Source organism: Amycolatopsis sp. NBC_01488, from assembly GCF_036227105.1.
Lineage (GTDB): Bacteria > Actinomycetota > Actinomycetes > Mycobacteriales > Pseudonocardiaceae > Amycolatopsis.
This window is the reverse complement of sequence record NZ_CP109434.1, coordinates 5,177,405-5,193,149: the sequence shown is the minus strand read 5'-3', so window position 1 is coordinate 5,193,149 and position 15,745 is coordinate 5,177,405. Positions and strand designations below refer to the sequence as shown.

The 15,745-nt window shown below is 74.0% G+C and carries 4 protein-coding genes; all 4 read right to left on the bottom strand.

Translation table 11 applies throughout. The annotated features are described in order from the left end of the window. Window positions 1-4 precede the first annotated feature (4 nt). Complete coding sequence (locus OG738_RS25070) at window positions 5-11,770, bottom strand: type I polyketide synthase (protein WP_329044517.1); 11,766 nt, start codon at window positions 11,768-11,770, stop codon at window positions 5-7. A 111-nt stretch (window positions 11,771-11,881) separates the two neighbouring features. After that, window positions 11,882-13,090: a cytochrome P450 gene (locus OG738_RS25065; RefSeq protein ID WP_329044515.1), complete on the bottom strand. Its 1,209-nt coding sequence runs from the start codon at window positions 13,088-13,090 to the stop codon at window positions 11,882-11,884. Beyond that, window positions 13,087-14,301, bottom strand: coding sequence for a macrolide family glycosyltransferase (locus tag OG738_RS25060; RefSeq protein WP_329044514.1), 1,215 nt, complete (start codon window positions 14,299-14,301; stop codon window positions 13,087-13,089). The genes OG738_RS25065 and OG738_RS25060 overlap by 4 nt, the downstream gene beginning before the upstream one ends. Window positions 14,302-14,310: 9 nt before the next feature. Continuing rightward, window positions 14,311-15,717, bottom strand: coding sequence for a cation:proton antiporter domain-containing protein (locus tag OG738_RS25055; RefSeq protein ID WP_329044513.1), 1,407 nt, complete (start codon window positions 15,715-15,717; stop codon window positions 14,311-14,313). Window positions 15,718-15,745 lie beyond the last annotated feature (28 nt).

The following is a 15,745-nucleotide window of genomic DNA, read 5'->3' as shown; positions in this document are numbered from 1 at the left end:
CACGTCAAGAGATTCCGAGTTCTCGGTCGATCGCCGCGAACATCTCGTCGTCGGTCGCCGTGTCGAGTTCGAGGTCGTCGCCTTCGAGGTCGTCGTCGCCCGGGTCGTCCCACTTCCACAGCAGCTTCCGCAGCCGGGCCGTGACCTGGCCGAGGTCGTCGGCGGGCAGGTCCGCCAGCGCGGCTTCGATCCGGTCCAGCTCGCCGACGAGGTCGCCGGCTTCGGTCTCCTCGACGACCAGCCCGGCGAGCAGGTGCTTCGCGACGGCGGTGGGCGTCGGGTAGTCGAAGACCAGGGTGGCGGGCAGCTTCAGGCCGGTCGCCGCGCCGAGGCGGTTGCGCAGGTCGAGCGCGGTCAGCGAGTCGAACCCCAGTTCCTTCAGCGTCTGCGTCGGCCGGACGGCGTCGCGGCCCGGGAAGCCGAGCACCGCGGCGACCTCGCCGCGCACCAGGTCGAGCACGACCCGGTCGCGTTCGCTCTCCGACGCCGCCTGCAGCCGCTTCGCCAGCTCGCCACCGCCACTGTCCACAGGGGATTCCTGTTGCGCCTCGGGCAGTTCGCGCAGCAGCGGGCGCTGCCGCGAGGCGGTGTAGAGCGGGGTGAACTTCGCCCAGTCGATGTCGGCGACGACGCCGGTCGGGCTGCCGCTGTCGACCGACGGCTGGATCGCGGTGACGGCCAGCTCGGGCCGCATCATCGGGACGCCACGCCGCTCCAGCTGCGCACCGACGTTCTCGTCCACCATGCCGCCGCCCGCCCAGGCGCCCCAGGCGATCGACGTCGCGGGCACCCCGCGGTCGCGGCGCTGGTGGGCCAGCGCGTCCAGGAAAGCGTTCGCGGCGGCGTAGCCGGCCTGGCCCGCGTTGCCCCAGACGCCGGCGCCGGAGGAGAACAGGACGAACGCGTCCAGGTCGCCGCACAGCTCGTCGAGGTTGCGGGCGCCGCGGACCTTGGCCTCGGCCAGCTCGGCGAAGTCGGCCAGGGTCACGGCGGTGATCGGGCGTTCGACGTCCACCGCGCCCGCCGTGTGCACCACGGCGTCGAGCGACGGCAGTTCCGCGAGCAGCTCGCGCAGGGCGTCGCGGTCCGAGACGTCGCAGGCCGCGACGGTCACCTTGGCTCCGAGCGCGGACAGCTCGCCGGTCAGTTCGGCTGCCCCCGGCGCGTTGTCGCCCTGGCGGCTGAGCAGGACCAGGTGCTCGACGCCGTGGGCGGCCAGCCAGCGGGCGACCTGCCCGCCGAGTGCGCCCGTACCCCCGGTGACGAGCACGGTGCCGCGCGGCCGCCAGCGTGTTCCGGCGGGCGGGGACGCCGGCGCGCGGACCAGCCGGCGGGCGAACACCCCGGACGGCCGCAGCGCCACCTGGTCCTCGCCGTCGTAGCCGGTGAGGACGGCCGCGAGCCGGCCGGCGGTGGCGGCGTCCGTGGCGGGCGGCAGGTCGACGAGGCCGCCCCAGCGGTCGGGCTGGTCGAGGCCGAGGATCCCGCCGAGGCCCCACGCCATCGCCTGGCCGGCGTTCACCAGGGGCTCGCCGGGCTCGGCCGAGACCGCGCCGCGGGTCGCGAACCACAGCGGCGCGGCGATCCCGGCGTCGGCCAGTGCCTGCGTGAGCACGACGTTCCCGGCGAGCCCGGCGGTGAGCACGGGGTGCTCGGCGTGCGGCCGGTCGTCCAGTGCGAGCAGGGAGACCACGCCGACGGGTGGTGCTTCGGCGGCCAGCAGGGCGGCCAGCTCCGCACGGTCCTCAGTGGACACTTCGAGCAGGCGGACGGCCGGGCCGAGCAGGTCGCGGCAGTCGTGCCCGGCGGGGACCACGGCGAGCCAGCCCGCGTCGAGCGAGGCGGGGCGCGGAGTGGCCAGCGGGCTCCAGCGGACCTCGTATCGGAGTTCGTCCACAGCGGACCGGACGGCCGGGGCCGATGACCGCGGCTCGAGCCAGAACCGCTGCCGCTGGAACGGGTAGGTCGGCACGGGGACGGTGCGCTTGACCGGGTAGAGGACCGGCCAGTCGACGTCGTGGCCGTGCGTCCACAGCTGGCAGAGGGAGGTCAGGAACCGGCGGCGGTCGCCCGCGTTGCGGCGCAGGGTGCCGACGACGGCGGCCGTCTCCGACGTCTCGTCGAGGGTCTCCTCGATCCCGCCGCCGAGCACCGGGTGCGGGCTGACCTCGACGAAGAACCGGTGTCCGGCTGCGATGAGCGTCTTCGTGGCGTCGTGGAAGCGCACCGGCTGACGCAGGTTGCGGTACCAGTACCCGGCGTCGAGCGTGCCGGTGTCCACCGGGGCGCCGGTGACGCCGGAGACGTAGGTGATCGCCGACGGCCGGGGCCGGACCGGCGCGAGGGCCTCGGCCAGCTCGGCCTCGATCGCCTCGACCGCGGCCGAGTGCGAGGCGTAGTCCACCGGGATGCGGCGAATCCGCAGGTCACCGGCTTCGGCGAGCAGCGCTTCGAGGCCATCGACTTCGCCGGAGACGACGACCGAGCGCGGCCCGTTGACCGCGGCGATCGAGAGCCGGCCGCCGTAGGGGGCCAGCAAGGGGGTGACCTCGGCTTCCGGAGCGGCGATCCACGCCATCCCGCCGCGCCCCGCGAGTCCGGCCGCGATCGCCTTGCTGCGCAGTGCAACCACCCGCGCACCGTCCTCAAGGGACAGTCCGCCCGCGACCACCGCGGCCGCGATCTCGCCCTGGGAATGCCCGACGACCGCGTCGGGCTCGACCCCGTGCGCCCGCCACAGCGCGGCCAGGGAGACCATCACGGCCCACGACGCCGGTTGCACGACGTCGACCCGGTCCAGGGCGGTCGCGTCACTCAGGACGTCGGTCAGCGACCAGTCCACATAGGGCGCCAGTGCGGCCGCGCACTCCGCGATCCGCTCGGCGAACACCGGCGCCTCGTCGAGCAGGCCGACCGCCATCCCCGCCCACTGCGCACCCTGGCCGGGGAAGACGAAGACGGTCTCGCCCGCGGTCCCGGTGCTCACGGGACCGCCCGCGGCCAGTTCGCGCAGCCCGGCCAGGAGTTCGTCGCGATCACCGACGACCGCGGCCCGGTACTCGAACGTCGATCGGGTGCTGACCAGCGACCAGCCGGTCTCGGCGACGCCGTGGGCGGACTCGGCCAGCGCCGCCGCCTGCGCGCGCACGGCCGCCTCGGAGCGGGCCGACAGGACCCACGTGCCGACGGTGTCCGGCAGGGCGTCCACCGGGGATTCTTCGGGAGCCTGCTCCAGGATCACGTGCGCGTTGGTGCCGCTGATGCCGAACGCCGACACGCCTGCGCGTCGCGGGGCCCCGGTCTCCGGCCACGCCCGGTCCTCGGCCACCAGCTCCACCACCCCCGAGGACCAGTCGACCTCCGCGGTCGGCTCGTCGAGGTGCAGCGTCTTCGGCAGCACGCCGTGGCGCATGGCCTCGATCATCTTGATCACCCCGGCGACCCCGGACGCGGTCTGGGTGTGCCCGAGGTTCGACTTCAGCGACCCGACCAGCAACGGCCGTTCGCGCTCCGGCCCGTACGCGGCGATCAGCGCCTGCGCTTCGATCGGATCGCCCAGCGGGGTTCCGGTCCCGTGTGCCTCGACGACGTCCACTTCGGACGGACGCAGGCCCGCGCCCGCCAGCGCGGCGCGGATGACGCGGTGCTGCGACCGGCCGTTCGGCGCGGTCAGGCCGTTGGACGCGCCGTCGGAGTTGATCGCCGACCCGCGCAGCACCGCGAGCACCGGGTGCCCGTTGCGGCGCGCGTCGGACAGCCGTTCCACGAGCAGGACGCCGACGCCTTCGGCGAGCGCGAACCCGTCGGCGGCGGCGGCGAACGGCTTGCAGCGGCCGTCGGGCGCGAGGCCGCGCTGACGGCTGAAGCCGACGAACTGGCTCGGCGTCGACATCACCATCGACGCGCCGGCGAGCGCCATCGAGCATTCGCCGGAGCGCAGCGACTGCGCCGCGAGGTGCAGCGCCACCAGCGACGACGAGCACGCCGTGTCGACCGTGACGGCCGGGCCCTCCAGGCCGAGGACGTAGGCGATCCGGCCGGAGGCGACGCTGGAGACCGCGCCGGTGACCAGGTAGTCCTCGCCTTCGGCGCCGCCCGAGCCGTAGGCCTGGTCGGTCATGCCGACGAACACCCCGGCCGGTGTGCCGTGCAGCGCGGCCGGGTCGATGCCGGCGCGCTCGAACACCTCCCAGCAGACCTCCAGGAGCAGCCGCTGCTGCGGGTCCATCGCGACGGCTTCGCGCGGCGAGATGCCGAAGAACGCCGGGTCGAACCGGGTGGCGTCGGCGAGGAAGCCGCCGTGGCGGGCGTAGGTGGTGCCGGGCCGGCTCGCGTCGGCGTCGTAGAGCGAGCCGAGGTCCCAGCCGCGGTCGGCGGGGAGGCCGGAGATCGCGTCGACGCCGTCGGTCAGCAGGGTCCAGAGCTGTTCGGGGGTGGCGACGCCGCCGGGGAAACGACAGCCCATCGCGACGATGGCGATCGGGTCGTCGTCGGCGACCGCGACCGGAGCGGTGTCGTCCACTGTGGACTCGGGCGTCACCTGGGCCAGGAGGTGCTCGGTCAGCAGCGCGGCCGTCGGGTGGTCGAACACCAGCGTGCTCGGCAGCTTCAGCCCGGTCGCCGCGCTGAGCCGGTTGCGCAGCTCGACGGCGGTGAGCGAGTCGAAGCCGAGGTCCTTGAACGCACGCCGGACGTCGATGTTCTCCGGAGTCGAGTGTCCGAGTGCGGCCGCGACCTGCTGCCGGACCAAAGTGGACACGAGCTTTTCGCGCTCCGGTCCGGAAAGCGCGACGAGCTGCTCGGTCCAGCCCGCGGTGTCCGGTGTCTCTTCGCGAAGCCGTTTGACTTCGGGTTGCTCGGCGAGCAGCGGGCTCGGCCGGACGGCGGAAAAGACCTCGGCGAACACCGGCCAGTCGATCTCGGCCACCGCGACGAACGCCTCGTCGTGGTCCAGCGCCTGTCCCAGGCCGAGGAGAGCGGGCTCGGGCTCGATGACCGGGACGCCGCGGCGGGCGAGGACGTCGTGCAGGGACTCGGCGATCATGCCGCCGCCCGCCCAGGGACCCCAGGCCACCGACAGCGCGGTCCGGCCGAGTGCTCGGCGGCGCAGCGCGAGAGCGTCGAGGTAGGCGTTCGACGCGGCGTAGGCGGCGTGGTCGGCGACGCCCCAGACGCCGGAGATCGAGGAGAAGAGCACGAAGGCGTCCAGCTCGCGGTCACCGAGCAGGGTGTCGAGGTGCCGTGCGCCGAGCACCTTGGCCCGCAGGACTTCGGCGATCGCGGCGGGGTCGGTGTCGTCGAGCGCGGCGAGCGTGCCGGTCCCGGCCGCGTGGACGACGGTGCGGAGGTCGTCGAGGCCGTCGACCAGCTCGCGGAGGGCGTCCGCGTCGGCGACGTCGCAGGCCACGACGCTCACCCGGGGGGCCAGCTCGTCCCGCAGCTCGGCCAGGCCGGGCGTGTCGGCGCCGCGGCGCCCGGTCAGGACGACGTGCTCGGCACCGCGCGCGACGAGCCACCGGGCGAGGTGCCTGCCGAGCGCGCCAGTGCCGCCGGTGACCAGCGCGGTGCCGCGCGTCTCCCAGGTCTGGGCCGGCGACTTGCCCCGCAGGGACGCGGGGACCAGCCGGCGGGCGAACACGCCGGACGGCCGGATGGCGACCTGATCCTCACCGTCCACTCCGGACAGTACGGCGGCCAGGCGGGCGGCGACGTCGGCGTCCCAGGTCGCGGGCAGGTCGATCAGCCCGCCCCAGCGGCCGGGGTGCTCCAGCGCGGCCACCCGGCCGAGCCCCCAGACCGCGGCCTGCTCCGGCTTCGGCGCCGGGTCGGTGTCGGCCGCGGCGACCGCGCCGCGGGTCAGGCACCACAGCGGCGCGTCGATCCCGGCGTCCCCGAGGGCTTGGACGAGCACGGCCGCGCTGGTGACGGCGTGGATCGGGTCGTCGGACGTCGCCAGCGCGAGGACTCCGGCGGGGTTCAGCCCGGCCAGCCGTTCGGCGAGAGTGGCGCGGTCGTCGTCGGTGACGAGCACGTCGACTAGGTCGGCGTCGAGTCCGGCGAGGACTCCGGCGGTGGGCGTGACGACGAGCCACGTGCCGGTGAGCGGAGTGGCGTGCGGTTCCGGCAACGCGCGCCAGGCGATGCGGTGGCGCCAGTGGTCCAAGTCGGCTTGCCGCCGCCAGCGGGCCAACACCGGCCGTGCGTCGCGCCACGGCGTGTCCTCGGCGAGGCCGAGCGTGCCGTCGTCGAACGCGGTCCAGAACCGGCTGTCGTCGGCGGGCTTGGTCGCGGGTTCGAGCCAGAACCGCTGCCGCTGGAAGGGATAGGTGGGCAGGCTCACCGTGCGCCGCTGTGGGTAGAGGGCCGACCAGTCGACGTCGTGACCGTGCGCCCAGAGCTGGGCCGCGGACAGCAGGAACCGGCGGAGCCCGCCCTCGTTCCGCCGCAACGTCCCGACGACGGCCGCATCCGTGGTCTCCTGGAGTCCGCCGCCGAGTACCGGGTGCGGGCTGACCTCGACGAAGAAGCGGTGCCCCCGCTCGGCGAGCGCTACGGCGGTCTCGTGGAACCGGACCGGCCGGCGCAGGTTGCGGTACCAGTACCCGGCGTCGAGGGTCGCGGTGTCGATCGGTTCGGCGGTGACGGTCGAAGAGAACGGGATCTGCCCGGTCCGCGGCCGGATGTCCGCGAGCGCCTCGCACAACTCGGCTTCGATCGCCTCCACGTGCGCGGAGTGCGACGCGTAGTCCACCGGGATCGCCCGCGCCCGGATGCCCTCACGTTCGCAGCGCGCGACCAGTTCCCGCAGGGCCGCCGGGTCGCCGCACACGACCGTCGACGACGGACTGTTGAACGCCGCGATCGAGATCCGGTCGTCGAGCAACGCCCGCACGCGTTCGGCGTCCAGCGCGACCGAGGCCATGCCGCCCTTGCCCGCCAGTCCGGCCGCGATGGCCTTGCTGCGCAACGCGACCACGCGCGCACCGTCCTCGAGGGACAGTCCACCCGCGACCACGGCCGCGGCGATCTCGCCTTGGGAGTGCCCGACGACCGCGTCCGGCGTGACGCCGTACGACTGCCAGAGCGCGGCGAGCGACACCATCACCGCCCACGACAGAGGCTGGACGACGTCGACCCGGTCCAACTCGCCCTCGCGCAGAGCGTCCACAGGCGACCAGTCGACAAAGGACTCGAGCGCCGCCGCGCACTCCGCGAACCGCCGGCCGAAGACCGCCGACTCCTCGAGCAGGCCGGCCGCCATGCCGACCCACTGGGCGCCCTGACCGGGGAAGACGAACACCGTCCGGCCGACCGGGCCCGTGACGCCGGTGACCACGGACGCACCCGGGGTCCGCGTGGTGATTTCGCGCAAGCCGTCCAGGAGCTGGGCGCGTTCGCCGACCACGGCGGCCCGGTGCTCGAACGCGGTCCGCGTCGAGGCGAGGGACCAGCCGACTGCGGCGACGCCGTGCGACGTCTCCGCCAGCGCCGACGCCCGGTCCACCACCGCGGCTTCGGTGCGGCCGGACAGCACCCACACGCCCAGTCCGTCCTCTTCGGACGCCGTGGGAACCGATTGCGGCGCCTGCTCGACGATGACGTGCGCGTTCGTCCCGCTGATGCCGAACGACGACACCCCGGCCCGGCGAGGCGCGCCCGTCTCCGGCCACGGCTGCGCCGCCGCGGCCAGGGTCACCGCGCCGGCGGACCAGTCCACCTTCGGGCTGGGCTCGTCGGCGTGCAGCGTCTGCGGCACGACGCCGTGGCGCAGGGCCTGGACCATCTTGATCACGCCGCCGATGCCCGCGGCGGCCTGCGTGTGCCCGAGGTTCGACTTCAGCGAGCCGAGCAGCAGCGGCCGTTCGCGGTCGTGGCCGTAGGTGGCGATCAGCGCCTGGGCCTCGATCGGGTCGCCCAGCGGCGTGCCGGTGCCGTGGGCCTCGACGACGTCCACTTCGGACGGTGTGAGCCCGGCGTCGGCCAGCGCGGAGCGGATCACGCGCTGCTGGGACGGCCCGTTCGGTGCGGTCAGGCCGTTGGACGCGCCGTCGGAGTTGACTGCCGTGCCGCGTACGACGGCGAGCACGGGGTGGCCGAGCCGCTGGGCGTCGGAGAGCCGCTCGACCAGCACGACACCCGCGCCCTCGGCCCAGCCCGTGCCGTCGGCGTCGGCCGAGAAGGCCCGGCACCGGCCGTCGGCCGACAGGCCGCGCTGGCGGCTGAACTCGACGAGCATGCCGGGACTGGCCAGCACGGCCGCGCCGCCGGCGACCGCCAGCGTGCACTCCCCCGCCAGCAGCGCGCGCACGGCGAGATGCAGCGCGACCAGCGAGGACGAGCATGCCGTGTCGACCGTCAGCGCCGGGCCCTCCAGGCCGAGGACGTAGGCCAGCCGGCCGGACGCGACGCTGCCGGTGGTGCCGGTCAGCAGGTGGCCGTCGAAGCCTTCGCCGCCTTCGAACAGGCGCGGGCCGTACTCGGACGAGGTGGCCCCGACGTAGACGCCGGTGCGGCTGCCCTTCAGCGACGCGGGGTCGATGCCGGCGTTTTCGAACGCCTCCCACGTGGTCTCCAGCAGCAGCCGCTGCTGCGGATCCATGGCGAGGGCTTCGCGGGGCGAGATGCCGAAGAAGTCCGCGTCGAACTCGGCGACGTCGGTGAGGAAACCGCCGTGGCGCGCGTAGGACTTGCCCGCCTTGCCCGGGTTGGCGTCGTACAGGCCGTCGAGGTCCCAGCCGCGGTCGGCGGGCAGGCCGCCGATGACGTCGCGGCCGTCGGCGACCAGCTGCCACAGCTCGTCGGCCGAGCGGACGCCGCCCGGGTACCGGCAGCTCATGGCGACGATCGCGATCGGCTCGGCGGCGCGGGCTTCGGCGCCCGGGGAGATCCCGGACGGCTCACCGCGCAGCATCGCGGCGAGCCGGGCCGGGGTCGGGTGGTCGAACACCGAGGTCGCGGGCACCTTCAGGCCGGTCGCGTCGGACAGCCGCGTGCACAGCTCGACGCCGATGATCGAGTCGAAGCCGAGATCCTTGAACGACGCCGCGGGGTCGATCGCCTCCGGGCCGGGGTGGCCGAGCACCAGCGCGGTGTGGGCGCGGACGGTGTCGAGAAGGTCTTGGGCCGGCTGCGCTGGGCGTGCCTCCGGCCCCCGGTTACCAGCGTATCGGTGCGCACCGACGGTTTCGGCGGTGTTCCCGTCGAGCCAGAAGCGCTCGCGCTGGAAGGCATACGTCGGCAGGTCCACCGGGCGGGCGCCGGGGAACGCGGCCGTCCAGTCGACGCTGCCGCCGCGGGTCCACAGCTCGGCGACCGACGTGGCGAAGCGGGCCGGGCCGCCGTCGCCTCGGCGGAGCGTGCCGACCGCCGCGGCCGGGCGGCCGGCGTCGGCCGCGGTCTCCAGCAGGCCGCCGACGAGCACCGGGTGCGGGCTGATCTCGGCGAACACGCCCATCCCAGCGGCCAGCGCGGCCCGCACGGCCGGGTCGAACAGCACCGGCTGCCGCAGGTTCGCGAACCAGTGGTCCGCGTCGAGCCGTTCGGTGTCGAGCAGGCCGCCCGCGGTCGACGAGTAGAACGGGATCTTCGCCGCCGTCGGCCGGATTCCGGCGATCAGCCGCAGCAGCTCGTCCTTCAGTGGCTCCGCCTGCGCGGAGTGGGAAGCGTAGGCGATGGCGATCCGGCGGCAGCGCACCTCGCGGGCGGACAGCTCGGCCTGCAGTTCGTCGAGGGCGTCGAGGTCGCCGGAAACCGCGGTCGTCGCCGGGCCGTTGACGGCGCCGACCGAGAGGCGGCCGGGGTAGGCCGCGAGCACCTCGGCGACGGCTGCGACCGGCAGGTCGACCGACAGCATGCCGCCGTTCCCGGCCATCCGGTCGGCGAGCAGCTTGGCGCGCAGCGCGACGATCCGCGCCGCGTCCGCCAGCGACAGCGCACCGGCGACGACGGCGGCCGCCAGCTCGCCCTGACTGTGCCCGAGCACGGCCCCGGGCTCGACCCCGTGCGCCCGCCACTCGGCGGCCAGCGACACCGCGACCGACCAGAACACGGGCTGCAGCACGTCGGTGCGGTCGAGCGACGGCGTCCCGTGGCGGAGGACGTCGACGACGTCCCAGTCGAGGTGCGACGCGAGTGCGGCGGCGCACTCGGCCAGCCGCGCGGCGAACACCGGCGAGGCGTCGAGCAGCTCGGCGGCCATCCCGGCCCACTGGCCGCCCTGGCCGGGGAAGACGAAGACGACGCGGCCGTCGTTCGTGGCCGTGACGCCCTGGGTGACGGCCATTCCGTCGGCTACCGCCCGCAACCCGTCGCGGCCGTCGGCGACCGCGCGGTGCTCGAACGCCGTGCGACGCGTCGCCAGCGACCAGCCGACGTCCACAGGGGACAGTTCGGGGTGGTCGTCCACATGCGACAGCAGGCGGCGCGCTTGCGCTCGCAGCGCCGTCGCGGTGCGGGCCGAGAGCAGCCAGGGTGCCGCCGCGTCGGTCGCCTCGCGAGGGGCGACGGGCTCGGCCGCTTCGAGCACGACGTGGGCGTTGGTCCCGCCCATGCCGAACGAGCTGACGCCGGCGATCCGGCGTTCGGCGGCCCAGCCGGTCCGCTCCGCCACGACGTGGAGCTTCAGTTCGTCGAGGGGGATCGCCGGGTTCGGCGTCGCGAAGTTCAGGCTCGCGGGCAGCGTCGCGTGGCGCGCCGCGAGGAGCGCCTTGAGCAGCCCGGCGATGCCCGCCGCGCCCTCCAGGTGCCCGATGTTCGTCTTGACCGAGCCGACCGGCAGCGGCTCGTCGCGTCCGGCGGCGAAGACCGCACCCAGCGCGGCCGCCTCGATCGGGTCCCCGACCTTCGTCCCGGTCCCGTGCAGTTCGACGTAGCCGACCGCGGACGGCGAGATCCCGGCGTCGGCGTGGGCGCCGCGCACCACCGCGGCCTGGGCCTCGGCGTCCGGGACGGTCAGGCCGTCGCTCGCGCCGTCATTGGTGACCGCGGTGCCGCGGATGACGCCCAGGATCTCGTCGCCGTCCGCGCGCGCCCGCGAGAGCGTCTTGAGGACGACGAGCCCGCCGCCCTCGCCGCGCACGAAACCGTTGGCCCGGGCGTCGAAGGTGAAGCACCGGCCGTCCGGCGAAAGCCCGCCGAAGCGAGCCACGGTGACGGCGTTGCCCGGCGCGAAGGTGAGGTTGACCCCGCCCGCCAGCGCGATCGGGCACTCGCCGCGGCGCAGGCTCTGCACCGCCAGGTGGACGGCGACGAGCGAGGACGACTGCCCGGAGTCGACGGTGAAGCTCGGGCCGTGCGCGCCGAGCAGGTGGGAGACGCGGTTGCCGAGCAGGCTGCGGTGCACGCCGGTGATGGTGTGGTGGGTGATCGCCGCGGGGTCGCTCGCGTGCACGAGCGCGGCGTAGTCGTCCCCCATGGCGCCGACGAACACGCCCGCGGCGCTGCCGCCGAGGCTCGCGGGCACGATCCCGGCGTGCTCCAGGGCTTCCCACGCGAGTTCCAGCACCAGCCGCTGCTGCGGGTCCATCGCGGTGGCTTCGCGGGGCGAGATGCCGAAGAACGCGGCGTCGAAGCGGTCGACGTCGTCGAGGAATCCGCCTTGGCGGACACCGGTTTCCTCGGCGTCCCACCGGCCGGCGGGCACGTCGGTGATCGCGCTGCGGCCCTCGGTCAGCAGCCGCCAGAAGGCGGCGGGCCCGTCCGCGCCCGGGAGGCGGCAGGACAGCCCGACCACGGCGACCGGCTCGCCCGGAGTGCTCGCAAACCCCGTCATCTCACGCTCCATCGGCGGGCGGCTTCCTTTCTGGGGAGACGGCTCGACGTCCACGGCAACACAGGCGCCACAACGCTGTCCACGGCGGACAGGTCAGGTCTAGTGCGGTGCCTAGAGGACTCCGGAGGTCCAGGTGACGGGCAGCGCGTGGACCCCGTAGTGGAGCATGTCGTCGCGCAGCGGGACCTGTTCCCGGGGCACGGCCAGCCGCAGCGCCGGGAAGCGCGTGAAGAGCGCCTCGAACCCCACCCGCATCGTGAACCGGGCCAGGTGCTGGCCGATGCACTGGTGCACGCCGTGGCCGAACGCGACGTGCCCCTGGGTCACCCGGCCGATGTCGAGCCGGTCGGGGTCGGGGAAGCGCTCGGGGTCACGGTTGGCCGCCGGGAGCGCGACGACCACGGTCTCGCCTTCGCGGATCACCTGGCCGCCCAGTTCGACGTCCGCCAGTGCCGCCCGGCTCGCGCCGAGGTGCGAGACCGTCAAGTACCGCAGGAGTTCTTCGACGGCGTTGGGCCACCGCGCCGGTTCGGCCTGCAGCCGCTCCAGCTGGTCGCGGTGCTCGAACAGCGCGAAGGTGCCCAGTGCCAGCATGTTCGTCGTCGTGTCGAACCCGCCGCCGATCAGCGCCCAGGCCAGGTTCACCAGCTCCGGCCGGTCGAGCTCGCCGGTACGGGCCAGCTCGCCGAGCAGGTCGTCGCGCGGGTCGTCGAACGCCGCGTCGACGAGCCGCTCCAGCGTGCCGCCGACGACGGTGATCGCGGCGATCAGTTCCTCCAGCGAATACCGCATCCGGGCCACGACGTTCAAATGGTGCAACAGTTCTTCGCGGTCGGACTCCGGCACTCCGACCAGTTCACACATCAGCCGGGTGGCCAGCGGCTCGGCGTACGCGGTGACCAGTTCGGCCCCGGCACCTCCCGAGGCCATCGCGTCCAGCAGCTCGGAGGCGATCCGCTCCGCGGCCGGGATCAGCTCCCGGGTGCGCCGCACGGTGAAGTACTTCGCGATCAGCTTCCGGTACCGCGCGTGGTCGGCACCGTCCATCTTCGGGAACGCACCGGGTGCGGCCGGCTCGGGTTCGTAGGTGTCCATCGGGAACGGCGGCGGCACCGCGAGCGCGACGAGGTCGTTGCGGTGGCTGAACCGGGCGTCGGCCAGCACCGTGCGGACGTCGGACAGCTTGGTCACCAGCCAGCCGGTGGCCGGGCCGGGACTGGCTTCGAACGCCAGCGGGCTGATCCCCCGCCGGGTCCGGTACTCGTCCGGCGGGTCGAACGGGCAGCTCCGCTTGACGGGCAACGGCGACGGCTCGGTCACTTCCGGCTCCCTTCGGCCAGGTTCGCGGCGGCTCTGGCTTCGCTTTCGACGGCTTCGATTTCGACGGCGGCCCGGACCGCCCCGCCCGCGGCGCGCACCTCGCGCCGCATCAGCTCGACGCGCCGGCGCACGTCCTGGTCGCGGTCGACGGCGAGCACCGTGTCCCGGATCCGCGCGGCGGTCACGGTTTCCTTGTCCAGGGAGGCACCCAGGCCGAGCCGCCGGATCTGCCGGGCGTTGATGTGCTGCTCCGGGTGGTGCGGCACGGCGATCACGGGGACGGCGAAGAACAGCGCCTCCATCAGGCTGCCCATCCCGCCCTGGCAGAGGAACACCGAGCAGTGCGGCAGGACGTCGCCGTGCGCGATCCAGCGGTGGGCCTCCACATTGGCCGGCAACGGCCCCAGCGTCGCCGGATCGACCCGGTTCCCCAAGGTGAGCACGACCTGCCACGGCAGGCCCGCGAACGCCTCGGCGCAGGTGCGGAAGAACTCCGGCCGGTCGTTGACGGTCGTGCCCAAGGTGATCAGCACGACCGGACGGCCGTCGGCGGGCGGCCGCCACGAACCGGCCGGCGCCCCGGCCGGCGGCCCCACGAAGGCGAACCGCTCGTCGAACGTCTCCCCGGCCGGCTGGAACGCGCGGGGCAGGAACACCAGCGTGAACTCGTCACCGCCGGTGAAGAACTCCTCCAGCGTCAGCGCCCCGAGGCCGTGGTCGGCCAAGTACTCGCCCAGGCGCGTGACGAACCGGGCGATCGCCGGGTGCGCCGGGTCGACCGCCTCGCCGAAGGTCTGGTTCTCCTTGGTCAGCGAGAAGTGCTCGTTCGACGCCACCGTCGCCGAAAGCTGCACGGTCGGCAGCTTCCGCTTCCGGGCCAGCAGCCGGCCCGGCGCCCACAGCGTCGTGTCGTAGACGAGCAGGTCCGGCGCGGGCAGGCGGTCCACGGCGGGCAGCACGGCCATGCTCTGCTCGAGCAGGTCCAGCGGCGCCCGGGCGGCCTCGTCGGCGTTCGTGATGTCCGGCTGCGCGGTGGACAGGTCGCAGCCGTAGTCCGCGGCACGGGCGCCGGTAGCGGCGACCCGGTCGGCGAACTCGCCGGAGGTGAAGCAGGTGACCCGGTGCCCGCGCCGGACGAGCTCGGCGACCACCGGCAGCACCGGCGTCATGTGGCCGTAGGCGGGGTAGGGCAGGAAGGTGATGTCGGGCATGACCGGCTCCTAGCGCCGCTTGTACCGCTCGATCAGCGAGAGCGCGGGCGAGGTGGCCACCGTGGTCACCAGGGTCATGATCACCAGCATCGCGAACATCGTCGGGCTGATCACCTTGAGGTCGAGCCCGATGTTGAGCACCGCCAGCTCGGTGAGCCCCCGGCAGTTCATCAACGCGCCCAGCGACCACGCGTCCCGCCTGCCGATCCCGGACAGCCGTGCGGCGACCACGCCACCGCCCCACTTGCCCAGCATCGCCACGACGACGATCAGCGCGCACCACAGCCAGAGCACCGCATCCGAGCCGATCAGGTCGAACTTCGTGCGCAGTCCCGTGTAGACGAAGAACAGCGGCAGCAGCAGCGTGACGGTCAGCGAGTGCATCTGCTCGGTGGCCTGGCGGATCGGCAGCGACCCACGCGGCGTCACGGCACCGAAGAGGAACGCGCCGAAGATCGGGTGGATGCCGATGGCGTTGGTGGCCAGCGCGGACAGCAGCAGCCCGGCCAGCAGCACGGACACCACCGCCGTCGTCGGCAGTGCCTTCTGCCCCTGCTCGGTGGGCGCGAACAGCCGGCGCAGCAGCGGGCGAACCACGAAGAGCATGAACGCGAAGAACGCGACCGTGAGCCCCACGGTGACCGCGGTGGCGGCCATCGAGGTCGCGCTCGCGATGGCGACCACGAGCGCCAGCAGGCACCACGCGGTGATGTCGTCGACGGCGGCGCAGCTGAGCGCGAGCGCGGCGATCGGCAGCTTCGCCATCTTGCGGTCGGTGATGATCCGCGCCAGCACCGGGAACGCCGTGATGCTCATCGAAATCGCGAGGAACAGCGAGAACGGCAGGCGGCCGACCCCGGCGCCCAGCGTGGGGTACAGGGCGAACGCGAGCAGCACGCCGGAGAGGAACGGGAGCGCGACGCTGGCGTGGCTCACCAGCACCGCGGCCTTGCTGCGGCGGCGAACCAGCTCGACGTCCAGCTCGTAGCCGACCAGGAACATGAAGATGACCAGGCCGATCTGGGCGAACGTGTTGATCGTGGCGGCCAGGTGGTCGGGGAAGATCCAGTGGTAGGCCGCGGGCCACACCCAGCCGAGGAACGACGGCCCGAGCAGGATCCCGGCGAAGATCTCGCCGATCACCGTCGGCTGCGCCAGCTTCCGCGAGACCGCCGAAAGCAGGCGGCAGGCCAGGAAGATCACCGGCAGGGCGAACAGCAGCTTGGCCACCGGGTCGGGCGCGCCGGCGAGGTGCCCGGTCGCGGTCCCGCCCTCGTCGCCGCCGGTGCGCAGCAGGAAGAACGCGACGACGACCGGGACGACCACCATGACCCCGTAGGAAATCCAGGTCCGGGGCCGCCTCGCCGGGGCCGCGGTGTCCGGGGTTTCGGGGGTGCGCTCGTCGAGCGATGACATGGCTGACCTCTCCGCTCACGCTGCCGGA

What these genes read in the sequence shown, in the direction of transcription:
- OG738_RS25055 (WP_329044513.1), bottom strand. Translation starts at nt 15,717, where the DNA reads ATGTCATCGCTCGACGAGCGCACCCCCGAAACCCCGGACACCGCGGCC.
- OG738_RS25070 (WP_329044517.1), bottom strand. Translation starts at nt 11,770, where the DNA reads ATGACGGGGTTTGCGAGCACTCCGGGCGAGCCGGTCGCCGTGGTCGGG.
- OG738_RS25060 (WP_329044514.1), bottom strand. Translation starts at nt 14,301, where the DNA reads ATGCCCGACATCACCTTCCTGCCCTACCCCGCCTACGGCCACATGACG.